Genomic DNA, 26,619 nt, shown 5'->3' on the forward strand with positions numbered 1-26,619 from the left:
CGTATGGCATGTTCGCCGGCGGTCGGGTGCCGTGGCCGCGGGGCGCCGGTACGGTGCCTTTGGGTCACGACGCGGTTGCGTTTGATGACTCGATTTCGGCGTAACACCCGCGACGAGGTGATGTCTTCGCGGACACTGTGAGAGTACCTGGCGGCGGGGATCCGGGCCCGCCCGACGATGCGAGGAGCAGGGTTATGAGCGGATTCGGCAGTGTCGCGCAGTTTCTCGCGCGACTGATACTCGGCATCATCTTCATCGCCCACGGCTGGCAGAAGCTGGTGACGCAGGGGATGGATGCCACCAAGGTGGCCTTCGGTCCCGCCGGCATGGACGTGCCGTACCCCGATCTCGCCGCGTACTACGCGACGTGGGTGGAACTGGTCGGCGGCATCCTGCTGATCCTCGGCCTGTTGCTGCCCATCGTGGCCACGCTGCTGATCGCGGACATGATCGGCGCGATCGTGTTCGTGCACTGGGATGCGGGATTCTGGAACGCCGACGGCGGATACGAATGGCCGCTGGCACTGATCGCCGGGCTCCTGGCGGTCGGCTTCACCTCGGCGGGACGAGCGGCCGCGGACAGCTACATAATGCGACGGCGGCGTCGAACCGACGTCGTGTGAGCTCGTCGGATCGGCGAGGTCGGGTCAGGCGAGGTCAGGCGAACGCGAGGCCGTCGATGGTGGCCGAACTCCTCGAGGCGGTGTCGTTGTCGGCGAGCTGGGCAACCAGGCGCGCGATCACGGTGCGCTCCTCGTCGGCGTGGTGCAACCCCACTCCGTCGATCTCGCCCGGGGTGAGGATCTCCAGCGGATCGGTGTCGTGCCGGTGGATCACCGCGGCGCCGAGAAGTCGCTGTGCTTGACCGGGATCGATGTCCCAGCAGGCGTCGGCGGTCATCAGGTAGAGGCGGACGGCCGGCGGATAGTCGTGCAGGTTCACGAGCGCCCACGCCCAGTGTTTGGCGACGTCGACGGTGTCGGCCTCCCCGCGACCGTGGGTGCGCACGTACTTGCCGTGCAGCTCGCTGCAGAGGTAGTTGGCGTCGGTCCACAACTGCAGGTGCGACATGCATCGGACGCAGTCGTGCAGATTGGACAGATACTTCGTCGAGTACGGTCCCTCGCGTCGTGCCCTGACCTCGCGGAGGACGGAGAATGCGGCGAGCGCATGCTCGTATTCGCCCGCGGAGAGGAGAGCTTCGGCCTCGACCTGCAGTTCCTCGATCATCTTCGTCATTCTGGTCGATTTCGCCGACGGTCACCGGCGTATTGACCGAACTGGGACAACCCGCGCCGATCCCTGGCACAGGCCCCCGCAGGCTGGCATCGTGACAAGGATGAAGGACGACATCGGCAGCACCCCCGAAGGCTCCGACGGCGAGTACAGCCTCGACGAGGACGATCAGCTCCAGCCGGAGGACTCCCTGGTCGACCGTGGCGTCGACGACGTCCTCGACGAGGGTTACTCACCGCCCGACTACCGGCCGAAGGGCGCTGTCCACGGGCTCACGGCCCAGGAACAACGCGAGGGAGAGAGCCTCGACGAGCGACTGGCCGAGGAAGAGCCCGATGTCGGTGCGGTCGATCCGCTCGACGAGATCACCGCCGACGAGCGCGCCAAGAAGGATTGGCGCGCACACGATTCCGATCGGAGTGACGAGTTCGACGAGAACGACGAGGTCGGTGACCGACGAGCCGGTCGGCTGATCGCGCCGGACGAGGGCTCGGGTATCGACACCGAACCCGAGGCCATCGCCGCCGACGCGGGCATCGACGGCGCGGGCGCCTCAGCCGAGGAAGCCGCGGTGCACTACATCTCCGATCAGGAGTAGCTACTCGGCCGGCGGGTTGGTGGCCGACGGGGCGAACTGCGCGAGGGTGGCGACGATCTTGTCGCGAATGGCGGTCTTGTCGAGCCCCAGACCGGTGAGCGCGTCGGCCACCGACTCGTCGGCGAACAGTCCGAGCAGCAGGTGTTCGGTGCCGACGTAGTTGTGCCCGAGATCGACGGCGACGCCGACGGTCGCCTCGAGGACCGCCTTGGCCGCGTCGTCGTAGGGCACGACGGTCGACGCCTCTGATTCCGGGATGTCCCGTGGCGAGGGGGTGAGCGGTGCGACGGCCTGCGCGAGTGCCTCGGCGTCGACACCGAACTCCCGCAGCACCACGAAGACCAGGGCCTGCGGATCGTCGGTCATCGCCGCGGCCACGTGCCCGGGGGTCACGAATTCGGCCCGATCCGCGGCCGCCGCACGGTTGGCGGCCACCAGGACGTTCGCCGCGCGGGGCGTGAACCGCGAGAACGGGTTCGACTCGTCGGCCGGTCCGCCCGCGGCCTCGCCGGCGGCCGACACCCGGTCGACGAACCGCTTCTGAGCTGCCTGTTTGCTAACGCCCATGCTGGTCCCGATCGCAGTCCACGACGCGCCGGAGCGGCGGGCCTGGTCGACGAAGTGCCCGATCAGGCTGTCGGCGACCTCGTCGAGGTGGGCTGCGGCGAGGACCGCGTCGGACAGTTGGTCCAGTGGGTCGTCGTGAACCTTGCGGATCGCGGCGATCAGGTCGTCGAGCCGAACGGGAGCGGAGTTCTTGGCCATGCGTCAACTATAGGTTGACGGCGCCCGGGCGTCAACCCTCGGTTGACGATGGGCTCGTCCGGGTGGCCGATAGCAGGCCGAGCATCGTTGACAGGGATGGAAACCGTCGTGACGATGGATGCGGAGATCCGCCGAAGACACCGCCGCACACTCCTTCGTTTGCCACGGGAGGCTTTCCAGTGAGCATCACCGAACCCACCGTCCGCCCCGACTCCAGATCAGACGCGGGATCCCCGGATAGCGAGCCCCCGGGGGTGTCCGCGGGCGGTTCGGACATCGTCCGCCGCTTCCTCGAGGTGCGTTCAGGGACGGACGCTCTCGCCGAACGACTCTCGCCGGAAGACCAGACGCCGCAGTCGATGACCGAGGCGAGCCCCGCGAAATGGCATCGGGCGCATGTCACCTGGTTCTTCGAGGAGTTCATCCTCCGCCGGGATCCGGACTACGCGGTCTACGACGAGACGTTCCGGTACCTGTTCAACAGCTATTACGAGACGGTGGGAGAACGGCATCCGCGTCCCGATCGTGGCCTGGTGACCCGACCGGGCGTGCGCGACGTGACGCGGTATCGGGAACACGTCGACGCGGCGATGGTCGCGGCCCTGGAGTCCGGTCGACTCGACGACGCCGCACTCGACCTGGTCGAACTCGGCTGCAATCACGAACAGCAGCACCAGGAACTGCTGCTCATGGACATCAAGCACCTGTTCTCGACACACGCGTTCGGGCCGGTCTACGTCGACCGGGAGCCCGATGTGCCCGGAAAGGTCGCGCCGATGGGGTGGCGTGAGTTCACCGGCGGTGTGCACGAGATCGGCGCTGTCGGAAGCGGGTTCTCCTACGACAACGAGGGGCCGCGACACCGCGTCTATCTCGAGGACTTCATGGTGTCCGACCGGCTCGTCACCAACGCCGACTGGCTGGAGTTCATGGCCGACGACGGATACCGACGCCACGAGTTCTGGCTCTCCGACGGGTGGGCCACGACCAACCAGACCGGTTGGCGTGCGCCGGGTTACTGGCGCGAAGAGGACGGTGGCTGGACCACTTTCACGCTGTCCGGGCGCCGCCCCGTCGTGCCCGACGAGCCGGTGACCCATGTGTCGTTCTACGAGGCCGACGCCTATGCCCGCTGGGCCGGCGCACGTCTCCCCACCGAATTCGAGTGGGAAGTCGCCGCGGGAAAACTCGGCGACGCCCGCGGCCAGCTCCTCGACCCGGCCCGCTGCCATCCCGGTCGGGTCGGTTCGGCGATGGTCGGCGACGTCTGGGAGTGGACGGCCAGCGCGTACCTCCCCTATCCGGGATTCGTCCCGGCGAACGGCGCGGTGGGCGAGTACAACGGCAAGTTCATGTCCGACCAGCACGTGTTGCGAGGAGCGAGCGCGGTGACGCCGGTCGGCCACGAGCGGATCACCTATCGGAACTTCTTCCCCGCAGCGTCGCGGTGGGTCTTCTCGGGACTGCGGCTCGCCCGATGACTCTTGCCGCGGATGCGCTTTCGGGGTTGTGGCAGGACCCGCCGACGCTGCCCACCAAGTGGCTCTACGACGAGCGCGGGAGCAAGCTCTTCGACGAGATCACCCGCCTGCCCGAGTACTACCCGACGCGTCGTGAGACCGCGATCCTGCGTGCGCGTTCGGCCGAGATCGCCACTGCCACACAAGCGCAGGTGATGGTCGAGCTGGGTTCGGGCACCTCCACCAAGACCCGGCTGTTACTCGATGCCTTCAGCGCCGCCACACCTGACACCGAGCGATTCACCTACGTGCCGGTCGACGTCAGCACCGAGATGCTCACGACCGCCGCCGACGTGCTGTCCGCCGACTACCCGGGCATCGACGTCGTCCCGGTGGTCGCCGACTTCACCGAACCCGATCTCCGTCTCCCCGACGCCGATGGACCGCGCCTGGCCGTGTTCCTCGGCGGCACGATCGGCAACTTCGATCCCGCCGCCCGCCGGGCGTTCTATCAAGGCCTGGCGAAAGCACTTTCGCCCGGCGACTTCTTCCTCCTCGGTACCGACCTCGTCAAGGACACCGGCCGGCTCGTCGCCGCCTACGACGACAAGGCCGGGGTGACAGCCGATTTCAACCGCAACCTCATCGAGGTCCTGCGAACCGGGCTCGACGCCCGCGGCCTGTACGCCGACGACTTCGAACACATCGCTCGGTGGAACCCGGGCGAACACCGTATCGAGATGTGGCTACGTGCCCGCCGGGACATCGACGCGTACTTCGAGGTCCTGGGCCGGGCGTGGCGCCTGCCCGCCGGAACCGAGATCCACACCGAGATCAGCACCAAGTTCGAACCCGACGCACTGCGCGACGAACTCGAATCCGCCGGATTGCAGGTGGTCACCGTGTGGACAGACCCCGCCGGGGACTTCGCGCTCACGCTCAGCCGGCGCTGAGGCCGCTCACCCCTCGGCGAGCAGTTCCCGCACCCGCGGGATGACCTTCGTGCCGTAGAGTTCGATGCTGCGCATCAGCTGCGCATGACCCAGGGTGCCGTGGGAATACTTCATGTCGAAGCGACTCAGGCCGAGCCCCTGCGACGTCGCGGCGATCTTGCGCGCCACGGTTTCCGGCGACCCGACGAACAGCGCACCGTCGGGTCCGGTGGACCGCTCGAAGTCAAAGCGGCTGGGCGGTGGCCACCCTCGTTCGCGCCCGATCCGTGCCACATATCCCCGGTAGTGCGGCCACAACTCCTCACGTGCCTGCTCGTCGGTGTCGGCGATGTGCCCCGGGCAGTGGACGCCGACCGGCAGGGTGTCCTTCTCCAGGTCGGCGAGGGCGCGGTGATAGAGGTCGACGTAAGGGCGGAAGCGCAGCGGGTCGCCGCCGATGATGGCCAGCATCAGCGGGAGCCCGTACGACGCTGCGCGCACCACTGATTCGGGGCTGCCGCCCACCGCGATCCATGTGGGCAACGGGGGGTTCTCCAGCTGCGGGAACACGGGCTGAGCGCGCAGCGGGCCACGCGTCGAGCCAGACCAGGAGACCGGTTTGCCGGTGCGGAGTTCGGCGAAGAGCGCGAGTTTGTCGGCGAACAGCTCTTCGTAGTCGGCGAGGTCGTAGCCGAAGAGCGGGAACGACTCGGTGAACGAGCCGCGGCCGAGGATCACCTCGGCACGTCCCGAGGAGAGGGCGTCGACGGTCGAGAACCGCTGGAACACACGGATCGGGTCGTCGGAGCTCAGGACGGTCACGGCCGAACCCAGGCGCATCCGGCTGGTGCGGGCGGCGATGGCGCCGAGGACCACCTCGGGGGCGGACACGGAGTAGTCCGCACGGTGATGTTCGCCGACACCGAGGAAGTCGACGCCGACCTCGTCGGCCAGGATCGCCTGGTCGAGCACATCGCGCAGGGTCTGCGCGTCGGAGAGCGGGGTGCCGTCGGGGGCGGCGGTGATGTCACCGAAGGTGTCCAAGCCCAGTTCGAGTTCATGCCTGGCCGTGTGTGATTCCATTGCGTCTCTCTGGTCGTCCGGTTCTGGCACGAGCCGGAACTGCTCATGGGACACGTTCTCATATGCGGCAAATGGTGCACCGCGGTGTCGTGCTAATAGTTCTCACGGCCACTTTGGCCTGACAGAGCAGTACCGAGGGTATTGCTGTGCCATGCTTCTATCCGTCAGGGGGCCATTGTGAAGTGGTCCCTTTCTTCTAGAAAGAGGAGACCTTCATGTGGGACTCATTCTGGGATTTCATCTGGTACACCATCGTCATCTTCGCGTTCGTCGCGTACCTGATCGTCCTATGGCACATCATCACCGACCTGTTCCGTGACAAGAAGGCGTCGGGCTGGCAGAAGGCCGCCTGGGTGGTCTTCCTGATCGTCTTCCCGTACCTCACCGCCATCGTGTACCTGCTGGCGAAGGGCAAGGGAATGGCCGAGCGCCAGCGCGAGGCCTACACCGAGGCCAAGCAGGCCTCCGACGAGTACATCAAGTCGGTCGCGGGAACCTCTCCGACCCAGCAGATCACCGAGGCGAAGGCTCTCCTGGACTCCGGTGCCATCACCCCCGAGGAGTTCGAGCACCTCAAGTCGAAGGCTCTCGGCGGAGCGGCCTGAGTCGCGATACGGTCGGCTGACACCGACCTGACGACGACCTGGAGCCGCGGTGATCGGATACCTGTGTAAACGCATCGCGGCCTGGGCTGTCCTCGTCTTCCTCGCAACCAATCTGACCTATTTCCTGGCCACCTGGTTCCTCGACCCCCGATCCAATTACGCCGTCCGGCGACCACCCTTGCCGGAGAGCGTCGTCGACGCCACGCTGTCCTCCCACAACCTCAACGACAAGACCCCGCTGGTCGAGCGTTGGTGGAACTGGCTGACCGGCGTGGTGCTGCACTGGGATTGGGGGTCGACGCCGGTCGGTGAGAGTGTCAACAGCGAGATCGGTTTCCGGCTGGTCTCCTCGGTGCAGCTGCTCGCCGCCGCCACCATCATCTCCACCCTGCTGGGTATCGCCCTGGGCGTCTACACCGCGCTCCACCAGTACAAGCTCGCGGACCGTGCGTGGCAGTTCATCTCGATCGCGATGATCAACCTGCCGGTTCCCGTCGTCGGCCTGGGCATCGTGCTCGCCGCCATCTCGCTCAACCAGTCCCTCGGGCACAGCGTCGTCTACGTCTCGGGGGCTTCCAGTGTGGGGGTCGAGGGTTTCTTCCCGGTGCTGCTGGACCGCGTCCAGCACCTCATCCTTCCGACGATCACCCTGGTCGTGATCCAGTACGCCGGGCTGCATCTCCTCCAGCGGTCGATGGTGCTCGACACCATCAACGCCGACTACGTGCGCACGGCTCGCGCGAAGGGACTCACCCGTGGCGTGGCGGTGCGCCGACATGCCCTGCGCACGGCCATCATCCCGGTGGCGGTCGGTATCGCCTTCGCGATCCCTGCGGTGTTCACCGGCGCAGTCCTCACCGAGACCATCTTCGGCTGGGAAGGGATGGGTCGGTACTTCGTCACCTCCATCAACACCAACGACATCCACGGCGTCGTCGCGGTCGCCGCTTTCGGTGCCCTGGCCACCGCGGTCGGTGCGATCCTCGCCGACCTCGCCGTGGTCTACCTCGATCCGAGAGTGCGGGTGAGCTGAGATGGCGATGCTGCCGCCGGAACCGCGCGGGCCGCAGTCCGGACACCTCGACGCGACCGCCCCGATCATGGGTGAGACCGGCGGTGTCCTCGACGAATCGGACACCACATCGGCGCCGCCGGCCAGGCGACGCAGCGGCCGGGTCAAGATCTTCGCGAAGCGTTACGCGCGCAACCGGTCTGCGTTGCTTGGTCTCGCCATCTTCGTGGTGCTCGTGCTCTTCGCCGTCTTCGGCGGACTGTTCACCGCCTATTCCTACACCGACACCGATTTCCTCGCGATCGGCTTTCCGCCGTCGACGCAGGGGACCGAAGGCGCCCACTGGTTCGGTACCAACGACGCCGGCAACGACCTGTATGCGCAGGTGGTACACGGACTCCAACGCTCGCTGACGATCGCGCTGATCGTGTCGGTCGGGACGACCGCGATCGCCGCATTCCTCGGCGGACTCGCCGCCTACTTCGGCGGCTGGATGCAGCGCATCGTCCTGGGTGTGGTCTACCTACTCCTCGTGGTCCCCACGTTCCTCATCCTCGCCCTGGTCTCCAACAGCACCGGCGGCGACTGGCGGTGGCTGATCGTCGTGCTCGTCGCATTCGGCTGGATGATGCTGGCGCGCGTGATCCATTCACTGGCGCTGACCGTCCGCGAGCGCGACTACGTCGCCGCTGCACAGTATCTGGGCGTGTCCCCGGTGATGATCATCCTCCGGCACATCCTGCCCAATGTCGCGTCGTTGTTGGTCATCAACTTCGCCCTCGGCGTCGTGGCCACGGTGCTCGCCGAGACCGGCCTCTCTTTTCTCGGGTTCGGCGTGAAGATCCCCGACGTCACCCTCGGCTCGCTCCTACAGGCGGGGGTCGGGACGTTGGCCGCGTCGCCGTGGCTGTTTTGGTTCCCCGCAGCCGCCCTGGCGCTCCTCACGGTCTCGATGGCGCTCATCGCCGACGGCCTGCGCGATGCCTTCGACCCGACTTCGAGTGGAGGTGTCCGTCGATGACGAATCTCGATGGAGCGCTGACGGTCCGCGACCTGAGGGTGGATTTCGGCAGCGAGGCAGGCGTGGTGGCCGCCGTCCGCGGTCTCGACTTCGACCTGCGGTCGGGCCGGACCACCGCCATCGTCGGCGAATCCGGATCGGGGAAATCGGTGTCGGCTCTGGCGGTTCTGGGGTTGCTGCCGGACACCGCACGCGTCAGCGGTTCGGTCGCGTTGCGGGGTCGTGAACTGACCGGGTTGTCGGACAAGGAGATGTCCGCGGTCCGGGGTTCGGAGATCGCGATGGTCTTCCAGGATCCGTTGTCGTCGCTGACCCCGGTGTCCACCGTGGGAGCGCAGATCTCCGAGGCGCTGCGGGTCCATCAGTCCATCACCGCCAAGACGGCCTGGTCGCGGTCGGTCGAACTGCTCGACCTGGTCGGGATCGGTGATCCACGGCGACGCGCCAAGGCCTTTCCGCACGAGTTGTCCGGCGGGATGCGGCAGCGCGTGATGATCGCGATGGCGATCGCCAACGACCCGTCGGTGATCATCGCCGACGAACCCATCACTGCGCTCGACGTGACCATCCAGGCGCAGATCCTCGACGTCCTCGCCACCGCCCGGCGGGAGACCGGCGCCGCGATGCTGCTGATCACGCACGACCTCGGCGTCGTCGCGGGTCATGCCGACGACGTCGTGGTGATGTACGCCGGCCGGGCGGTCGAGACCGCCGACGTCGACACGCTGTTCGGCGGTCCGCGGATGCCGTACACGATCGGACTGCTGGGGGCTGTGCCCCGGGTGGACCGCCGGACCGATGCGCTCATCCCCATCCCGGGAACGCCTCCGCTTCTCATCGACGTGCAGGACCGCTGCCAGTTCGTGCCACGGTGTCCCGTTGCGGTCGACGACTGCCGCCGGGGCGAACCGGCGCTGACGGAGGTGGCGAGCGGCCACCGGGCGGCGTGTATCCGGTCGGGGGAGATCGACGTCGACGGCCGGATCAGTGGCGAGCCGGTGTTTCCGGCGCCCGATGTGTCGGAGGCGTCGACGGCGTTCGTCGACCGGCAGGACCGGGAGACCGTCCTCGACGTGGTGAACATGACGAAGGTCTTCCCGCTGACGAGCGGTTTCCTCAAGCGTCGGGTGGGTTCGGTGCGGGCGGTCGACGGGATCAGCTTCGACATCCGGCGCGGCGAGTCGATGGCCCTCGTCGGGGAGTCGGGCAGCGGCAAGTCGACGACGCTGCTGGAGATCATGGACTTCGCGCAACCCGAGGGCGTCGTTCGGATCGGCGGGGTGGACCCGGCTGCGGTCAGGTCACGCGAGGCCCGCGCTCTGCGGCAGAAGACGTCGATCGTCTTCCAGGACCCGTCGGATGCGCTCGACCCGCGGTTCACCGCCTTCGACATCATCGCCGAACCGCTTCGCGCGCTCGGGGTCCCGAAAGCGGAGACCGAGGAGAAGGTCATGGGTCTCATGCGGCGCGTCGGGTTGGACCCGGTTCACGCCGACCGTTTCCCCGCCGCCTTCTCCGGTGGCCAGCGACAGCGCCTCGCAATCGCGCGAGCTCTCGCCACCGACCCCGATCTGATCGTCCTCGACGAGCCGCTGTCGGCTCTCGACGTCTCGGTGCAGGCGGGCGTCGTCAACCTGATCCGCCGTCTGCGGGCCGACGGTGACGTGGCGTATCTGGTTGTCGCCCACGATCTCTCCGTGGTCCGGCATCTCGCCGATCGCGTGGCGGTGATGTATCTGGGTTCGATCGTGGAGTCCGGGCCCACCGAGACGGTCTTCGCCGAACCCGCGCATCCCTACACCCGGGCACTCTTGTCGGCCGTACCCGTTCCGGACCCGCACGTCGAACGGAAGCGGCAGCGCATCGTCCTGGCCGGCGAACAGCCCAGCGCGACAGAAGAGATCGCCGGATGCAGTTTCGCCGGCCGGTGCCCGTTGCACGCCCGGCTCGACGAGGAGCGGCGCGAACGCTGCCGAACGGTCGTGCCTCTTCTGCGGCCGACGGATCAGGACGATGCTCGAGCGGTCGACCACCGAGCGACATGCCATTTCCTGGAGATGGACCGGTGAAGCGCTGGCCGGTGATCATCGCCGCGGTGGCCGTGGCCGTCGCCTGCGTCACCGGCTGCGGTGCCGCGATCGACACCGGTGCGGTGAAGACCGAAGGAGCCTCGCTCAACCTGCAACCGCGTGAGAACCTCAGAGACGGAGGCAGTCTCACGACTGTGCTCCCGGAGGTGTCGGCCCAGTGGAACACCTTCCACGCCGACGGCAACGTCTATACCCTGGCCCTGTGGCGCTGGTACAACCCGATGCTCGCCTACTTCACGCCGGACGGGCGGTACCTGCCGAATCCCGACTACCTCACCGACGTGCGGACCGAGGTCGTCGGGCGGGACACCGTGGTCACCTACACCGTCAACCCGAAGGCCTTCTTCAACGACGGCACACCGATCGACTACCGCGCCTTCGTCGAGACCTGGCGTACCAGCCGGGGCGTCGACGATCGCTACATCGTCAGTTCCACCGACGGGTACAGCCAGATCGCCTCGGTCACCCGAGGTGCCGACGACCGTGAGGTCATCGTGCGCTTCGACGGCGTCTACGCCTGGCCCGACGGCCTGTTCAACGTCGTTCTCCATCCGAAGGCCGCCGCCCCCGACGTCTACAACGAGGGCTATGTGCGGAAGCCGCATCCAGAATGGGGCGCGGGGCCGTTCACGATCGCCTCCTACGACGCCGACAACGGGACCGTCGTCTTCGAACGAAATCCCAAATGGTGGGGGAAGCCCGGCAAGCTCGACCGTCGTGTCTTCCGGCAGATGGAGTCCCAGGCAGCGCTCAACGCCTTCCAGAACGGCGAGATCGACGCAACCGGGGTGGCGGCCAAAGACGCTCGCGCGCGGGCACTCACCATGAACGGCATCGACATTCGCACCGCGGCCGCACCGCAGCAGTCGTTGCTGGTGCTCAACCTCGACACCCCGATCCTGTCCGATCGGCGCGTCCGTGAGGCCGTGCTCTCCGCCGTCGACCGGGAGACGCTGTCGCGCATCAGGTTCACCGGCCTCAACTACACGGAGGAACTCCCCGGTTCGTTGTCGCTGTACCCGTTCCAGCCGGGATACGAGGACAACCTGTCGGACGTGTTGTCCTACGACCCGGCGAAAGCCGAGGAACTGCTCGACCGGTCGGGGTGGACCGAGGGTGGGGACGGCATCCGCAGCAAGGACGGGAGACGGCTGTCGCTGGAGTTGCCCAACATCGGCGACGACACCACGACCCAGAACCTGTCCCGCGCGCTCCAGGCGATCCTGAAGAAGGTGGGCGTCGACCTCGCTGTCCGCCAACGCCCGTCGGCCGACTTCTCGCAGGTGGTGGTCAACAAGGAGTTCGACGTGCTCCTGCTCGGCTTCTCGTCGAGCGACCCCTTCGGCATGGCCTACTTCTGTCAGGTGTGGTGCATGGGGTCCCAGCTGAACCCCGCCGGTGCCGGGTCCCCGGAACTCGACGCACAGATCCGTGCGATGTCGAGGATCGGCGACCCGATGGCCCAGATCAAGGCCGGGAACGAGCTCGAGCGCGAGGCCTTCGCGCAGTTCTCCAACCTCCCCCTCTTCAACGGTCCGTCCATGGTCGCGGTGAAGGAGGGTCTCGCCAATTACGGGGCGGGACAGTTCTACGTCGGTCCCATCGAGGATGTCGGCTGGGAGAAGTAGGTCTGCGCCTACTCTCCCGCGGGACCTGTCAGTCGGCAGACACCGTCACGAATGGTCGCTCACCCGCCACAGCGGGTTCACCGGGCCGTGGCCGGCGCCCAGCGGATAGGCGGCGGCCAGGCCGCGGGTGACCCACTTCTTCGCGAAGGAGACGGCGTCGGGCACCGAATAGTCATGTGCCAGAGCACAGGTGATCGCCGCGGCAAGGGTGTCACCGGCGCCGTGGTCGTGGCTCGTGTCGATGCGCTCGTGGTTGAGTTCGATGAACTCGGCCCCGTCGTAGAGCAGGTCGGGGGAGTGGTCGCAGGAGCGTAGGTGTCCACCCTTGACCAGCGTCCAGGCGGGTCCGAGATCGAACAGCGCCTTCGCCGCATCGCGCTGGGAATCGGTGTCGACGACGTCGATCCCGGTGATGAGCCGCACCTCGTCGAGGTTCGGTGTCACCACCGTGGCCAGCGGGAAGAGGTTGTCGCGCAGGGTGTCCAGTGCGGAATCGGCGAGGAGTTGGTTTCCGTGCATCGACGCGCACACCGGGTCGACGACGAGCGGGGAGGGACCGTCGCGACCGATGCCGCTCGCCGAGCACTGCGCGACGACGGCGTCGATGATCGGAGCAGACGCCAGCATGCCGGTCTTGGCCGCGGCGACGCCGATGTCGTCGACGACCGTGGCGATCTGGGCGGCCACCGTCTCCGGTGCGATCTCCTGGAAACCGCTGACGCCCAGTGAATTCTGCACGGTCACCGCGGTGACCGCGACACAACCGTGTAGGCCGAGCAGGGCGAAGGTGCGCATGTCGGCCTGGATGCCGGCACCGCCGCCGGAATCCGAACCGGCGATGGTCATCACGCGGACCGGTGTCTCTCCCGGTGCCGCGACCGGCAACAACTCGACGTCGGTCACGCAGAACCTCCGGGGATGGTCTCGAGCGGCAGGTACACGCGGTTGCCGGCCTCGGCGAACTCGGCCGACTTCGCCGCCATTCCTTCCGCGATCTTCCGGTCGATGTCCTCGGCGGTCACCAGATTGTTCTCCTCCGCGTAGGCGCGCACGTCGGCGGAGATCCGCATCGAGCAGAACTTGGGGCCGCACATCGAGCAGAAATGCGCGGTCTTCGCGGGTTCGGCCGGCAGCGTCTGGTCGTGGTACTCGCGAGCGGTGTCCGGGTCGAGGGCGAGGTTGAACTGGTCGACCCAGCGGAACTCGAAGCGCGCCTTGCTCAATGCGTCATCGCGTTCCTGCGCCCGAGGATGGCCTTTCGCGAGATCCGCCGAGTGGGCCGCGATCTTGTAGGTGATCACGCCGACCTTCACGTCATCGCGATCGGGTAGCCCGAGGTGCTCCTTGGGGGTCACGTAGCAGAGCATGGCGGTACCCGCCTGGGCGATCATCGCCGCACCGATGGCGGAGGTGATGTGGTCGTAGGCGGGGGCGATGTCGGTGGCGAGGGGGCCGAGCGTGTAGAACGGCGCCTCCTCGCAGAGTTCTTCTTCGAGACGCACGTTCTCGACGATCTTGTGCATCGGGATGTGTCCCGGACCCTCGATCATCACCTGCACGCCATGGGATTTGGCGATGGTGGTCAGTTCGCCGAGGGTACGCAGTTCGGCGAACTGGGCCTCGTCGTTGGCGTCGGCTATCGACCCCGGCCGCAGTCCGTCGCCGAGTGAGAAGGTGATGTCGTAGCGGCGGAAGATCTCGCACAGTTCATCGAAGTGCGTGTACAGGAACGACTCCTGGTGGTGCGCCAGGCACCAGGCGGCCATGATCGATCCGCCCCGGGAGACGATGCCGGTGACCCGTCGGGCGGTCAACGGCACGTAGCGGAGGAGTACCCCGGCGTGCACCGTCATGTAGTCGACACCCTGCTCGGCCTGCTCGATGACGGTGTCGCGGTAGATCTCCCACGTGAGGGCGACGGGATCGCCGTTCACCTTCTCGAGTGCCTGGTAGATCGGCACGGTGCCGACGGGGACGGGGGAGTTGCGCAGAATCCATTCGCGCGTCGTGTGGATGTCGGCGCCGGTGGACAGGTCCATGATGGTGTCCGCACCCCATCGGGTGGCCCACACCATCTTCTCGACCTCATCCGCGATCGAGCTGCGCACGGCCGAATTCCCGATGTTCGCATTGATTTTCACCGCGAACTTCTTGCCGATGATCATCGGCTCCGACTCCGGATGACGGTGGTTGGCCGGGATCACGGCACGGCCGACGGCCACCTCCGAGCGGACCAGTTCGGGTTCGACGCCCTCCCGTGCCGCGATGAACCGCATCTCGTCGGTGATGATTCCGGCTCGCGCCCAGGCGAGTTGGGTGCTCGCGCCGTCGATGGGTTCCGGGCGGTTCCAGCCGTCTCGGATCGGTGGAAGCCCACGCTCCACGTCGATCACGGCATCGGTATCGGTGTACGGCCCGGAGGTGTCGTAGACGTCGAGGTGTTCGCCGTTGGTCAGATGGATTCGACGCTGCGGTACGCGGAGGTGGTCGACGGCCAGGTAGTGCTTGGAGCTTCCCTCGATCGGCCCTGTGGTCAGACCGCCGTCTTCGAATGTTGCAGTGGCGGGTGTGGTGGATACATGTGTGCCCATGATGATTCTCCCTACGCCGGCATTACCCGGACAGGTTCGAGCGGTCGGCGACCGCCCGTCGCCATCTCAGCCCTCGGTCATCGTGAGAGCCCCCGCGTGTGAAGTTGTGGTGCGTCTGCCACCTTACAACGGCGGTCAACACCCGATGCGATGCCCGAAAGGTCACCGGGGGTCTCGTCAGTTACGGACCCGTAAGGTACGGTGTGACCCTAGTCACAAAGGGTCCTTGCGTCGTTCTGCGGCGTCGTGCCGGTGACCCGCCAACAGTGATCACGTGAGGAGGTGTGTAGTTGCTACGCAAGAACCGGCATCGGCCGCCGCAGTCGGCTCGATCCATCCTGCAGCAGATTGCTCAGGTGGTGCACAACCCAGACCGTGAGAGGTTCGAACTCTGGGTCGCGGGGGATCTCGTCGGGGTGCTCGGCTATTCGACCGAGACCGTCGACGGTCAGACCACCATCACCGTCCTGCACACCGTGCTCTACGACGAATACAGCGGTCATGGCCTCGCCACCCGCCTGACCCGGACGGTCATCCACTTCGCCCGGGAGCGCAACGCGAGGCTCCGGCCGGTGTGCTCGTTCACCAAGAACTATCTCGACCGTCACCCGGGGATCGTGCCACTCGCTCCCGTGTGAGCAGGCGCTTCCGCTTGCCCGCGGTGCTTCATCCCGCTGCCAGCTGCTCTCGTAGGACCTTCTTGTCGATCTTGCCGACGGCGGTGACGGGCAGGGTGCGGACGACGCGGACGACGTCGGGCAGCTTGAACGACGCGAGGCCGCGGTCGGCGAGGAAGGTACGTAGCGTCGCCAGCTCGAGGGGCCGGGCCGGCGGATGGTCGTGGGAGAGCACGACCGCTGCGCAGATCTTCTCGCCAAGCGCGTCGTCGGGCAGCCCGACCACCGCGACCTGTCGCACGGACGAGTGTGCAAGCAGGTTCTCCTCGACGTCGTCGGCGGCCACGTTCTCGCCGGCCCGGACGATGGTGTCCTTGATGCGTCCGGTCACCGAGAGATGCCCCGACGGCAGACGGGTCACCTTGTCGCCCGACCGGTAGAAGCCGTCGGGGGTGAAGGACTTCTCGTTGTGTGCATCCGCCCGGTAGTAGCCCCGGATCGTGTACGGGCCGCGGACCAGCAGTTCGCCTTCTTCACCGTCGGGAACGTCGGCGCCTTCCTCGTCGACGACGCGCACTTCGTCGAACTCCGACATCGGGGAGCCCTGCACCTCGTGGACGAGGGCCCGCGGTTCGTCGGGCCGTGTGTAGCAGATGAGGCCTTCGGCCATGCCGAACACCTGCTGGACCACGGGGCCGAGCGCCTCGTCGAGGGCGACGGCGTCCGGGTGGGCGAGCTTGGCTCCGCCGACCTGCAGGAGCCGCAGGGAACTGATGTCCGCGGGTTCCCATTCGGTCGCCGCGCACCAGAGCTGCGCGAGCGCGGGGACGAGGGCGGTCACCGTGACGCGGTGGCGTTCGATGAGGTCGAAGGTGTTGTCGGGGCTCGGGTTGTCGGTGAAGACGACGTGGCCGCCGACCCCGAGGACGCCGAGGATGCCCGGGCAGCACAGCGGAAAGTTGTGGGCGGCGGGGAGTGCGACAAGGTAGGTGTCGTCGGCGGTGAGGTTCGCGACCTCGGCCGACAACCGTGCGTTGAGGTCGTAGTCGTCATGCGTGCGCGCGATCAGTTTGGGCAGGCCGGTGGTGCCGCCCGAGAGCAGGAACAGGGCCGGTAGTTCAGCGTTCGGTGCGGCCGGGAGATCGACCGACGCGGAGTCCGCATCGGGTGCTGCCGCGAACGGACCGGGATCGCCGGAGATGAACACCTGCGCGACGGTCGGGACGCGCGACTGCAGCTCGGTGGCGAGATCCCGGAAGTCGAAGCCGCGTCGACCGTCCTCGCCGACATAGGCGACGGCCCCGGCGCCGGCGGCGAGATGGGCGATCTCGGTGATCCGGTGCGCGGGCAGGGTCATGACGGGTGCGACACCCGCGCGGAGCAGACCCAGCAGGTTCACGACGAAGTCCAGCGAGTTGTTCTGCTGCAGGACGACGCGCTCTCCGGGACGGAGCCCGGCGCCGACGAAACCGGCCGCGCGACGCAGCGAGGCCGCGCGCAGTTCGGAGTACGTGAGTGTCCGCGGCCCGTCGATCGAGGCATCGGTGACGGCCGGGGCGTCGGGGATGCGACCGGCGCTGGCGTCGAAGCCGGCGAACAGCGGGAGTCCGCGGAACAGTCCGGCGTCGCGGTAGCGGTCTGCCTGGGCGTCGGCATACGGCGTGAAACCGTCGAGCAGGTCGGTCGCGTGGTGCTGAGGCGTCGGCATGGGACCCATTCAAACACAGGCAGGATAGGGTAACCTTACCGGTCGGTCGGCATGGTGGATTTCATGCGCTACGCCGCCGACCCGGGTGGGCTGTTTGATTAGGCTGCCCTAATATCCCTAGGATCACAGGTGTTGCCGCCCACGACCGGAGGACAAGGACATGTCGCTGACGACCGACTCGCGGACGTCGAGGATCGATGCTGCGGAACTCGGCCTCGACCCGGCGGCCGGTCTCATCGCACCGGCGACGCCGCTCACCGAGGCGGTCGCCGCCCGGATCTCCGCCGCCTGGGCGGGTTCGGGCGAGTTCGGCGACCATGTCGTCTACGAGCGCAACCGACGCTGGACCTTCGCCGCGGGTGTGAACGTGCGAGTCGTGGTCACCCGCGGTGAGGTCATCGTCGACGACCGGGGCCGCCGGACGACCACCGCATGGCAGGGCGACCCGGCCGATGCGCTGGCCGCGGCGACGGAGGCGATGTCGATCCCCGACTGGCGGCTCTACGGGTGGGTCGGGTTCGACTTCTGCGCGCCGTATCACGGCATCCTCGACCGTGTTCCCGACGACACCGTGCTCGCGCATCTGATCGTTCCCGAGTTCGAGGCCTTCGTGGACGCGGATGGGGTCGACACCGGCGCCGCCGATCCGGAACGAGCTCGCCGTCTTCTCGAGATCGCCGCCACCGCAGGTGATCCCGGGACCTCGCGGCCCGTCGACGTGCGGGTCGACACCGAGGACTACCGTGGCCGCGTCGCCGCCGCCGTCTCCGAGATCGCGGCCGGTCGCTACCAGAAGGTCATCCTCTCCCGTGCGGTGGACATCCCCTTCGCGGTCGACATCCCCGCCACCTATGCCCGCGGCCGTGCGGACAACACCCCGGCCCGCTCCTATCTGCTCTCGCTCGGCGACCTCTCGGCCGCCGGCTTCAGCCCCGAACTCGTGGTCGCGGTGCACGCCGATCGCACCGTCGTCACCGAACCACTCGCCGGGACAAGGGCCTTCGGGGTCTCCGCCGACCAGGATGCGGCCGCTCGGGCGGAGCTCCTCGGCGACGCCAAGGAGGTCGCCGAGCACGCGATGTCGGTGCGCGCCTGCTACGACGAGATCGCCTCGATCTCGGCCGCCGAGACGACAGCGGTCAGCACGTTCATGGAGGTGCGCGAGCGCGGCAGCGTCCAGCATCTGGCGTCGACGGTGAAGGGCACCCTCGCCGAGGGGGAATCTCCCTGGCGTGCACTCGAAGTCGTCTTCCCGTCGATCACCGCGTCGGGAGTGCCCAAGACCGCGGCCGTCGACGCCATCGACCGCCTCGAGTCCCGGCGGCGCGGGCCGTACTCCGGTGCGGTCCTCGTCGCGTCGTCGTCGGGTGAACTCGAGGCGACGCTCGCGCTGCGCACCGTCTTCTCGTCCGGGGGCAAGGCGTGGCTCCGGGCGGGGGCCGGCATCGTCGCGCAGTCGACGCCGGAACGCGAGTTCGAGGAGACGTGCGAGAAGCTGGGCAGCGTCGCCCCGTACGTCATCCCACGCTGACCGGCCTTTACGTTCGAACCATCACCGATCCCATCAGGAGCCACCACATGTCCGACCACATCACCGAAGCGCTGCACGGCATCCTCACCGAGGACCTCGACCTCGCGCTCGGCGACGTCACCCGCGACTCACGGTTGATCGACGACCTGGGCCTCGACTCGGTGGCGTTCGCCATCGGCGTCGTCGCGATCGAGGAGCGGCTGGGTGTGAGGCTCTCCGAACGAGAACTCTTCGAGTCCAAGACGGTCGGTGATCTCGAGGACCTGATCCGCGCGAAGGCCGGGACCCCGGCCTGAGTCGGAACGAGAAGCGAGTCGGGGGAGAGGTGAGCGTGGACACCGGAGTGCAGACGTACGCCGAACTGCTCGACGAGGCGTTCGACGGGAAGGTCGCCGCGTGGGCGGCGCAGGCCGAGAACGACCATCGGTTCCCCCGGCCGCTGCTCGAACACCTCGGCGAGGCAGGGGTTTTCACCCGCAAGTGGGAGGGTCGCAAGCTGACCGAACTCCACGACCACTTCGCTCTCGGTCGGCATCTCGGCTCGCTGGGCTCGGCCGCGATCGGTGTCGGGGTCAGCCTGCACGATTCGGCCATCGCGATCCTCCGCCGTTTCGGGCGGAACGACTTCCTGACGGATTTGGCGCAGCGCGCGATGACCACGGATGCCGTCCTGTGCATCGGTGCCTCCGAGGAACAGGGCGGTTCGGACCTGCAGAACTCGGAGACGCGGATCTTCGCCGAGGACGGCGGATATCGGGTCGTCGGGGTCAAGAAGTTCGTCTCGCTCTCGCCGATCGCCGACCACATGTTCGTGGTGTGCCGCAGCGTCGAGGACGGCCTCGACACCGGGGGCAACGTCGCGCTGGCCACCGTCCCGATCGACAAGGTCCGCGTCGGTGCTCCCTACGAGAAACTGGGTGCCGGGCCGCTCGACACCGCGCCGGTCACCATCGACACGTGGATTCCCGAGGAGGCGTTGATCGCCCGGCCGGGGACAGGTCTGGCGGTCATCAGCTGGGGCCTTGCGCACGAACGCTATTCGGTCGCAGCGCAGATCGCGGCCTCGTGCGAGGTGATGCTGGGTGTGACGCTCGCCCGCATGATGGAGCGCACCCAGTTCGGCAAGAAACTCTACGACCATCAGGCACTCCGCCTGCGACTCGCGGATCTGCAGGCCCGCGTCGACGTGCTGAGCTACTCGCTCGACGGCGTCGCCGCCCGGGGAAAGATCAACCTGCGCACCGCCGCCGCGCTCAAGGCCACCGCAGCCAACCTGGGCGAAGAAGTCGCCTCGGAATGCCTGCACATCTTCGGCGGGATCGGCTATCTCGAGGCCGAGACGCCGATCGGACGCTGGTGGCGCGACATGAAACTCGCTCGCGTCGGCGGCGGCACCGACGAGGTGTTGTGGGAACTGGTCGCGGCGGCCATGAAACCCGACACCGAGCGCTACCAGCAGTTCGTCCCCAGTCCTCCCAACCGGACGCCCTGAGCGTCCCCCTACCAGGCGGTCATCATGAACAGCCCAGTCACCACTCCGGCCGACGCGCGCGTCACCGAGCTCGCACCACCGGATCACACCTATCTCCACATGGACACCGACAGCCGGCCCATGCACTGGGCGATGATCCTCCAACTGAACACCGACGGAACGCTTCTCGGCCTCGACGAGGTGCGTGCCCGGGTGCGGGACCGAGGGCGGCTGTACGAGATCTTCCGGCTCGGCGTGAAGAACGGCCGATGGCGCAAGCCCGAGGTGGTGCTCGCCGACAAGAGCTGGGATGCCGGCGAGCATGTCGCCGAGCTCGGCTTCACCGACCGTGAACACCTGCAGCGCCGCGTCTCCAAGCTCCTGGAGACGCCGCTTCCCCGGCCGCGCCCGTTCTGGGACATCACGCTGTTCACCCCCTCCGCCGGCGCCGAGGGCATCGGTCAGTGGGTACTGCTGCGCGTGCACCACAGCATCTCCGACGGCATCGCCGGCGCGGCCTTCGCGGCACTGCTCGCCGACGGTGAGCCCGAGGATCTGGCTGAGTTCGAACGCTTCGCCATCAGCCCGCGGTTCCACATCAGCGGTATCGACGCGGAAAAGCTGGGGGAGGCCAAGGCGGCTTTCAACGAGCAGCATGCGGCCGGCGGTGGCAAGAAGCGCGCCTGGCCGAGTCTGACGAAGTCGGGGCGGCGTGAACACGCACTCTTCAGTACCTCCACCCGCGCCCTCCGCAAGGCGGCCAAGGCCAACGGCTCCACCGCGCACGAGTTCGTGCTCGGGGCGATCGGCCGCGCGCTCAGCATCGACCCGCCCGCGTCGCCGCAGGCCGAGGTCCTCCGCGTGACCCTGCCCGTGACCCTCGACCAGGAGTTCCGGCACACCGGCAACGCGGTCTCGGTGGCCCTGCTCAACCTGCCCGGCAACGAGACGGATCTGTCGAGGCAGATCGGCCGGGCACGCAGCGAGCTGGCGACGATCGCCGATCGTCGGCCCGAGCTCTACCTGGCCGCGGCCGACGACCTGCCGCGGGCGCCGCTGTGGGGTCTGCAGCGGGCGATCGTGAACGCCTCGATGGGGCACATGCACCCGGACATCCACATCGGGATCAACCCCGGCTTCTCCCGGGTGCGGTCGGTGCTGGGCAAGTCCATCGCGAGCCTCACCCCACTGTCGCCGCTGGCCGGCTACTCCTTCTCGGTGACCGTCCTGATCCTCGGCACCACGACGACCTTCGGCATCGTCACCGACGCCCAGGCACTTCCCGGGTACGCCCAGAAGTTCGTGGAGACATTCGACAAGGTCCTCACCGAGGCCCTACCGTCAGCCTGAATACCAGGCGAGCTTAGGCTTGCCTAGGAACTCGTTCCCCAAGGGGACGAACCAGTACGGGGAAAATGCCGCATCCAGGCGTTCCACGGCACAAGTGAACGACATACAGCAGAAAACACGGAGAGCACCATGCAGAACGATGTCGGCTACCAGGACCCGGCGTACGTGGATGAGACCCACGAACCGGCCGCGGGCTCGGAGAAGCGTTCGGGCGGGATCAACATCCCGACCGTGCTGGCATCGGCAGGTGTTGCGGCGGTGATCTCGGCGATCATCGTCACCATCGGTGTGGTCGGCCTGATGGTCGGCGACCGCAAGGACTCGGCGAACGCGGCCCAGCCGACCGTCGTGAACCTCGGCTCCGCGCAGACGCCGCAGCAGCAGGGCCTGGTGGGTCCGGCCGCCAACCAACCGCCGGCCGCCGCACCCGGTGAGCCTGCCCCGGCCGTGGCGCCCGCACCCGCGGCCACCGAGAACGTGCCCGAGAGCGGCGGCATCGTCGGCGCCGGCCCCGACGCCGCAGCGCCCGCGCCTGCACCGGCGCCGGGCACCTCGGCCGCGCCGTCCCAGCAGCAGGCCGTCGCGGCCCCGACCGCACTCACTCCCGGACAGCTCAACACCAAGGTCAAGACGGTCATGAACTCGCGCGGCAACCGTGCCGCACGTGCTGCCGAGCTCCAGGGTGGTGAGCGTGCCTTGCGTCAGCTCGATGCTGTCTCCCAGGCGATCACCACCTACGGCAATGTCGGACTCAGCTACCAGATGGTCGGCCCGGTGCAGGTCAACGGCACCAAGATGACCGCCCCGCTGCAGATCAGCGTCGTCGGCCGGGGCAGCCAGAACCGTGCGATGACCTGGGTGTGGAGCGGCGACAAGTGGAAGCTGTCGAACAGCAGCGTCTGCCTCATCGCCAGCTTCGTCCTCCTGCCCTGCTCGCTCTGACCCCCACCGTTCTGGAGAACTGACGTGAAAACACGACTTCGCCTGGGTGCCCTGCTCGCAGGTGCGCTGATGTCCGCCGGCCTCCTCGCCGGATGCTCGAGTTCGGATGAGTCGACCGGTGGTTCGGTGCAGTTGAACCTGCCCGACGGTCGCTCGGTGACGATCCCGGAGACGCCGAAGCGCATCGTGACCCTGGGTGACCAGTGGACCGACGTGGCGCTCTCGTTCGGCGTGACCCCGGTCGGCTACTACGACTACTCCAAGTCGGCCACCGGCGAACTGCAGCCCTGGTACGGGCAGAAGCTCACCGACTCGACGTTCATCGACCCCACCAAGGGCGACGACGCGACGACGATCGCCAAGCTCGACCCGGACCTGATCTTCGCTCCCGGATTCGCCTCCGACAGCCCGGAATTCGAGCAGATCTCCAAGCTCGCGCCGACCGTCAACGCGATCAGCGGCCAGGAGATCGACCCCTGGCAGGACATGGTCACCGTCATGGGTACCGTGCTGCACCAGCCCGACAAGGCGACGGAGATCATCGACGAGACCGGCGCCCAGGTCGCCGCCGTCGGCAAGGAGTTCCCGGAACTCGCCGGCAAGACCTACGCGCTGGCCTTCATGTACGGCAACGACCAGCTGTCGGTGCTCGGCGACCCGAACGACGGCGCGGCAAAGCTGTTCACCGAGCTGAAGATGCAGATGGCGCCGAAGCTCGTCGCCGAGTACCAGCGCACCCGCAATCCCCGCTTCGGGCTGAGCACCGAGAACATCCCGATGCTCGACGCCGACGTGCTGGTCGTCGCCACCGCGACGCCGGAACAGGCCGAAACCCTCAAGAAGCTCCCGGGTTACAAGAACCTGAAGGCTGTCAAGAACGGCGCCGTCACCTTCATGACCCAGTCGCAGATCACCGGCCTCAATGCGCCGACGCCGAATTCGGTGCCGTACGTACTGGACCTGCTCAAGCCGAGCTTCACGGCCGCGACGAACTGATACGCAACGAGATTCGGCCCGACCCACGGTTGTGGGTCGGGCCGTTCTGGTCTGTGTGACCGCAGGGAGCGGTGGGGGCTCCTCGCACCTCAGGGCGCGAGGGATTCAGCCGACGACGTCGTCGAGGTCGTCGGCGCCGAAGGCGGTGAACGCGGTGTCCTTCGGCAGGCGGTACACCTCTCGGCCCGTGACGGCGTTGAGGATTCGGGCGTTGCGGACCGCGCCGATGTCGAGATTGGGGGCCGAGACACCCACGGCGTGCTCCTCGGCGTTCGCGACGAACAACCGGTCGGCCAGGGCGGGTTCGGTTTCCACCTGGTGGGCGGCTCCGACGACGAGCCGGCCGCGCGAATCACGGTGCAGCTGTGACTCGATGGGGGCCAGGAACGGCATGGGCCGGGGCTGGTAGCCGGTGCAGGCGATGACCATGTCGGTGGTGTGCGCGAGCTGGGTGCCGGTGTCGAGGTGGCGTCCGCGGACCTTCAGTTTGCCGTCGGCGAGGGTGTCGATGCCGTCGACCTCGGTGGAGATGCGCAACTGGACCGGGTTGAGCTTGTCGCGCAGCTGGCGCTGGTACATCAGCTCGTGGACCCGCTCGAGGGTGTCGCTGGAGACACCCTTGTGGAACTGCCAGTGCTGCGGTCGGATTCGATCGCGGGCCTCCTCCGGCAGGCTCTGGAAGTAGTCCATGTACGCCGGGGTGGTCATCTCGAGCGACATCTTGGTGAAGTCGAGCGGGGCGAACCACGGGGTGCGGGTCCACCAGCGGACCGACGGCCCGCCGCGGAGATTGGCCTCGAGCAGGTCGATGACGATCTCGGCGCCCGACTGTCCCGAACCGATGACGGTCACCGTGTCTGCGGCGTGCGCCTTGTCCTGGTGGTACAGGTAGTCGGAACTGTGCACGACAGCCGGAGAATCCGACGACAACGACTCGGGCACAAGCGGTTCGGTACCGACCCCGACGACGACGTGGCGGGCGATCACGGTCGACGGGGTGCCGCCGGTGACGACCGTGACGGAGAAGGCGTCGGCGTCGTCATCCCAGGTGACCTCGGTGACGGTGGTGCCCCAGCGCAGGGAGTCGAGCCGGTCGATACACCAGTGCAGGTAGGCCTCGTACTCGATGCGGGTGGGATAGAAGTTCTCCCGCACCAGGAATCGGTACATCCGATCGGTGTCGGCCATGTAGTTCAGGAACGACATCGGATGCGTCGGGTCGACCAGGGTCACCAGGTCGGACAGGAAACCGACCTGCAACCGGGCCTCGTCGAACATGAGGCCCGGATGCCACCGGAACTCCTCGCGGGAGTCCACGACGAGCACGTCGAGGTCGTCGACGGTCGATGCCAGCGCCGCGAGCCCCAGGTTGAACGGACCGCAACCGATCGCCAGGACATCTACGTTCTCTACACGGGTCATTCCGACACCCTCACCATTTCTTCACTGTGGTCCTGGTCGCTGGAGACCGAGGTGCTCTCGGACTCCACTTCGATCGCGAGACGGAGGAGCTCGTCGAACAGGTCGTCGATGTCGCGCTCGGCGGTCTCCGGATTCAGAAGAGTCAGCTTCAGGCAGGTCTGGGGTTCGTCCTCACCCGGCACCCGCACCTGCGTACGTCCGATGAGCGCCTTGCCGTCGGTGATGAGGCGGCGGCGCAGCTCAGCGTTGACGGCGTCGAGGTCGGCGCAGCGGTAGCGGAAGACGATGGTGGTCAACGTGACCGGAGCGATCAGCTCGAGTTGTAGCTCGGTGGCAACCCGCTGTTCGGCGTATACGGCGAGGTCGTTGCACCGGTCGAGCATCCCGCCGAGTTCGCGACGACCGTACGCCAACAGTGTCGCGGCCACCTTGAGGACGTCGGGTCGACGGGTGGTTTGCAGGGTCTGCCCGAGCAGCCCGCTGTAACCGGCCTCGACGTCGTCGTCGGGGTTCAGGTACGCCACCGAGCGGTTCAGCGAGGCGAAACGGCCGGCGTCGGAGAGCAGCATGAGGCTGGCCGCCGCGGGCTGCCAGCCGACCTTGTGCAGGTCCAGGGTCACGGAGTCGGCGCGGTCGATCCCGGACAGCAGCCCAGACAGGCGGTCCGAGAACAGGGTGCCGAAACCGTAGGCCGCGTCGACGTGTAGCCAGATCTCGTGGCGTTCGGCGATGTCGGCGATGTCGGGCAGCGGGTCGACGGTGCCGAAGTCGGTGGTGCCGGCGGTGGCGACGATCGCGAGCGGGGTGACGTCGCCGGCCCGACGGATCGCGCTTTCGAGCGCCCCCGGGATCATCCGGTGATGTGCGTCGACCTCGACGGGGATGACCGCGGACTCGCCGAGTCCCAGTGCGGCACAGGCGCGGTGTACCGAGAAGTGGGCGACCCGCGAACAGAACACCACCGGCCGGCGGAGTGCGCCGACGCCGTCCTGGCGGACGTCGATGCCCCGACGGGCCGCGGTGTGATCGCGGGCGATCATGAGCGCCAACAGATTCGAGATTGAACCGCCGGGACTGAAGACACCACCGGCGCGTGGGCCGAATCCGGCCATCTGGGCCAGGGATTGAACCGTCCAGGTCTCCAGGGCAAGGGTCGCCGGACCCGAGTCATAGGTGTCCAGGGAAGCGTTGGTGGCGCTCGCCAGCGCATCGGCGGCAACCGCGACCGACAGGGGTGCCGGCTGCAGATGGGCCGCGGTCAGCGGGTGGGTGAGGTCGAGTCCGAACTCGGCGACCAGGCGCGCCATCCGGGACAGGGCCTCGGACTCGCCGATCCCGGACTCGGGGATCCCGGGGCCGCCCAGCGAGCCGGTGACCGCCGCGAGCACCGACACCGGATCCCCGGCCGGCAATGGTGCTCGGTGGTGGTGATCGGCGACCGACTCCGCTGCTTCGGCCAGACCGCGACCGATGTCCGCCCACCCGGTACCCGGCCGCGCGAAACGAGAGGCACCCCAAGCGGAGTCGCGGTCTTCGGTCACTGAGTTCCCCCCTGGACGTG

The 26,619-nt window shown here is 67.6% G+C and carries 24 protein-coding genes and 1 riboswitch; of the genes, 16 read left to right on the plus strand and 8 right to left on the minus strand.

Going from position 1 to position 26,619, the window contains the following annotated elements:
- The first annotated feature begins 194 nt into the window (after positions 1-194).
- Positions 195-623, plus strand: a complete 429-nt coding sequence (locus RVF83_RS08325) for a DoxX family protein (RefSeq protein ID WP_005198392.1) — start codon at positions 195-197, stop codon at positions 621-623.
- A 34-nt stretch (positions 624-657) separates the two neighbouring features.
- Here RVF83_RS08325 and RVF83_RS08330 read toward each other — a convergent pair whose 3' ends face one another.
- Positions 658-1,230: a hypothetical protein gene (locus RVF83_RS08330; RefSeq protein WP_005198394.1), complete on the minus strand. Its 573-nt coding sequence runs from the start codon at positions 1,228-1,230 to the stop codon at positions 658-660.
- Between the two features lie 109 nt (positions 1,231-1,339).
- On the opposite strand from RVF83_RS08330, the gene RVF83_RS08335 reads away from it, so the two are divergent.
- On the plus strand, positions 1,340-1,834 hold the full coding sequence (locus RVF83_RS08335; RefSeq protein ID WP_005198396.1) for a DUF5709 domain-containing protein: 495 nt from the start codon (positions 1,340-1,342) through the stop codon (positions 1,832-1,834).
- Here the strand turns inward: RVF83_RS08335 and RVF83_RS08340 are convergent, their stop codons facing one another.
- Positions 1,835-2,599: a Clp protease N-terminal domain-containing protein gene (locus tag RVF83_RS08340; protein WP_005198397.1), complete on the minus strand. Its 765-nt coding sequence runs from the start codon at positions 2,597-2,599 to the stop codon at positions 1,835-1,837.
- A gap of 179 nt (positions 2,600-2,778) precedes the next feature.
- Here RVF83_RS08340 and egtB point away from each other — a divergent pair, with 179 nt between their 5' ends.
- Together egtB and egtD are read left to right on the plus strand one after the other, a co-directional pair.
- On the plus strand, positions 2,779-4,080 hold the full coding sequence (gene egtB, locus RVF83_RS08345; RefSeq protein WP_039880396.1) for an ergothioneine biosynthesis protein EgtB: 1,302 nt from the start codon (positions 2,779-2,781) through the stop codon (positions 4,078-4,080).
- Positions 4,077-5,012 (plus strand): L-histidine N(alpha)-methyltransferase, encoded by a 936-nt coding sequence (gene egtD / locus RVF83_RS08350; RefSeq protein ID WP_005198400.1) that lies wholly within the window; start codon positions 4,077-4,079, stop codon positions 5,010-5,012. Before egtB ends, egtD begins: the two co-directional genes overlap by 4 nt.
- Before the next feature lie 6 nt (positions 5,013-5,018).
- Here egtD and RVF83_RS08355 read toward each other — a convergent pair whose 3' ends face one another.
- Complete coding sequence (locus RVF83_RS08355) at positions 5,019-6,074, minus strand: LLM class flavin-dependent oxidoreductase (RefSeq protein WP_039880397.1); 1,056 nt, start codon at positions 6,072-6,074, stop codon at positions 5,019-5,021.
- A gap of 215 nt (positions 6,075-6,289) precedes the next feature.
- Between RVF83_RS08355 and RVF83_RS08360 the strand changes: the two genes are divergently transcribed.
- Genes RVF83_RS08360 through RVF83_RS08380 form a run of 5 tightly spaced genes read left to right on the plus strand, consistent with a single transcriptional unit; the run spans position 6,290 to position 12,430 of the window.
- A complete protein-coding gene (locus RVF83_RS08360; RefSeq protein WP_005198403.1) occupies positions 6,290-6,679 on the plus strand; it encodes an SHOCT domain-containing protein in 390 nt (129 codons plus the stop codon).
- Positions 6,680-6,728: 49 nt separating this feature from the next.
- Positions 6,729-7,712, plus strand: a complete 984-nt coding sequence (locus tag RVF83_RS08365) for an ABC transporter permease (protein WP_005198404.1) — start codon at positions 6,729-6,731, stop codon at positions 7,710-7,712.
- Between the two features lies 1 nt (position 7,713).
- Positions 7,714-8,712 (plus strand): ABC transporter permease, encoded by a 999-nt coding sequence (locus tag RVF83_RS08370; RefSeq protein WP_005198405.1) that lies wholly within the window; start codon positions 7,714-7,716, stop codon positions 8,710-8,712.
- Complete coding sequence (locus RVF83_RS08375) at positions 8,709-10,781, plus strand: ABC transporter ATP-binding protein (RefSeq protein ID WP_005198406.1); 2,073 nt, start codon at positions 8,709-8,711, stop codon at positions 10,779-10,781. Before RVF83_RS08370 ends, RVF83_RS08375 begins: the two co-directional genes overlap by 4 nt.
- Positions 10,778-12,430, plus strand: coding sequence for an ABC transporter family substrate-binding protein (locus RVF83_RS08380; protein WP_005198407.1), 1,653 nt, complete (start codon positions 10,778-10,780; stop codon positions 12,428-12,430). The genes RVF83_RS08375 and RVF83_RS08380 overlap by 4 nt, the downstream gene beginning before the upstream one ends.
- A 45-nt stretch (positions 12,431-12,475) precedes the next feature.
- Here the strand turns inward: RVF83_RS08380 and thiD are convergent, their stop codons facing one another.
- Together thiD and thiC are read right to left on the minus strand one after the other, a co-directional pair.
- Entirely contained in the window at positions 12,476-13,333 is an 858-nt protein-coding gene (gene thiD / locus RVF83_RS08385) for a bifunctional hydroxymethylpyrimidine kinase/phosphomethylpyrimidine kinase (RefSeq protein WP_005198408.1), read from the minus strand.
- Entirely contained in the window at positions 13,330-15,021 is a 1,692-nt protein-coding gene (thiC, locus tag RVF83_RS08390; protein WP_005198409.1) for a phosphomethylpyrimidine synthase ThiC, read from the minus strand. The genes thiD and thiC overlap by 4 nt, the downstream gene beginning before the upstream one ends.
- Positions 15,013-15,127: riboswitch (TPP riboswitch) on the minus strand. Its footprint overlaps the gene before it by 9 nt.
- A gap of 184 nt (positions 15,128-15,311) precedes the next feature.
- On the opposite strand from thiC, the gene RVF83_RS08395 reads away from it, so the two are divergent.
- Positions 15,312-15,659 carry a GNAT family N-acetyltransferase gene (locus RVF83_RS08395; RefSeq protein ID WP_005198411.1) on the plus strand — a complete coding sequence of 116 codons (348 nt, stop codon included), beginning with the start codon at positions 15,312-15,314 and terminating at the stop codon, positions 15,657-15,659.
- Between the two features lie 28 nt (positions 15,660-15,687).
- On the opposite strand, the gene RVF83_RS08400 is transcribed toward RVF83_RS08395, so the two are convergent.
- Positions 15,688-17,346 (minus strand): (2,3-dihydroxybenzoyl)adenylate synthase, encoded by a 1,659-nt coding sequence (locus RVF83_RS08400; protein WP_005198412.1) that lies wholly within the window; start codon positions 17,344-17,346, stop codon positions 15,688-15,690.
- Between the two features lie 160 nt (positions 17,347-17,506).
- Here RVF83_RS08400 and RVF83_RS08405 point away from each other — a divergent pair, with 160 nt between their 5' ends.
- From RVF83_RS08405 to RVF83_RS08430, 6 genes are all read left to right on the plus strand, one after another.
- On the plus strand, positions 17,507-18,877 hold the full coding sequence (locus RVF83_RS08405; RefSeq protein WP_005198414.1) for a salicylate synthase: 1,371 nt from the start codon (positions 17,507-17,509) through the stop codon (positions 18,875-18,877).
- 47 nt (positions 18,878-18,924) lie between these two features.
- Positions 18,925-19,173 carry an acyl carrier protein gene (locus RVF83_RS08410; RefSeq protein ID WP_005198415.1) on the plus strand — a complete coding sequence of 83 codons (249 nt, stop codon included), beginning with the start codon at positions 18,925-18,927 and terminating at the stop codon, positions 19,171-19,173.
- Positions 19,174-19,202: 29 nt separating this feature from the next.
- Positions 19,203-20,369: an acyl-CoA dehydrogenase family protein gene (locus RVF83_RS08415; RefSeq protein ID WP_039880398.1), complete on the plus strand. Its 1,167-nt coding sequence runs from the start codon at positions 19,203-19,205 to the stop codon at positions 20,367-20,369.
- Positions 20,370-20,393: 24 nt separating this feature from the next.
- Positions 20,394-21,698, plus strand: a complete 1,305-nt coding sequence (locus RVF83_RS08420; RefSeq protein ID WP_005198417.1) for a wax ester/triacylglycerol synthase domain-containing protein — start codon at positions 20,394-20,396, stop codon at positions 21,696-21,698.
- 129 nt (positions 21,699-21,827) lie between these two features.
- Positions 21,828-22,640: a hypothetical protein gene (locus RVF83_RS08425; protein ID WP_204718971.1), complete on the plus strand. Its 813-nt coding sequence runs from the start codon at positions 21,828-21,830 to the stop codon at positions 22,638-22,640.
- Between the two features lie 24 nt (positions 22,641-22,664).
- Positions 22,665-23,636, plus strand: a complete 972-nt coding sequence (locus RVF83_RS08430) for an ABC transporter substrate-binding protein (RefSeq protein ID WP_005199133.1) — start codon at positions 22,665-22,667, stop codon at positions 23,634-23,636.
- A 105-nt stretch (positions 23,637-23,741) separates the two neighbouring features.
- Here RVF83_RS08430 and RVF83_RS08435 read toward each other — a convergent pair whose 3' ends face one another.
- Together RVF83_RS08435 and RVF83_RS08440 are read right to left on the minus strand one after the other, a co-directional pair.
- The gene (locus tag RVF83_RS08435) at positions 23,742-25,058 is read right to left on the minus strand and encodes a lysine N(6)-hydroxylase/L-ornithine N(5)-oxygenase family protein (protein WP_005199132.1); all 1,317 of its coding nucleotides are present in this window, start codon (positions 25,056-25,058) and stop codon (positions 23,742-23,744) included.
- Positions 25,055-26,599 carry a pyridoxal phosphate-dependent decarboxylase family protein gene (locus RVF83_RS08440; protein ID WP_005199131.1) on the minus strand — a complete coding sequence of 515 codons (1,545 nt, stop codon included), beginning with the start codon at positions 26,597-26,599 and terminating at the stop codon, positions 25,055-25,057. Before RVF83_RS08440 ends, RVF83_RS08435 begins: the two co-directional genes overlap by 4 nt.
- Positions 26,600-26,619 lie beyond the last annotated feature (20 nt).

Origin of the sequence: Gordonia rubripertincta (assembly GCF_038024875.1) — a bacterium.
GTDB lineage: Bacteria > Actinomycetota > Actinomycetes > Mycobacteriales > Mycobacteriaceae > Gordonia > Gordonia rubripertincta.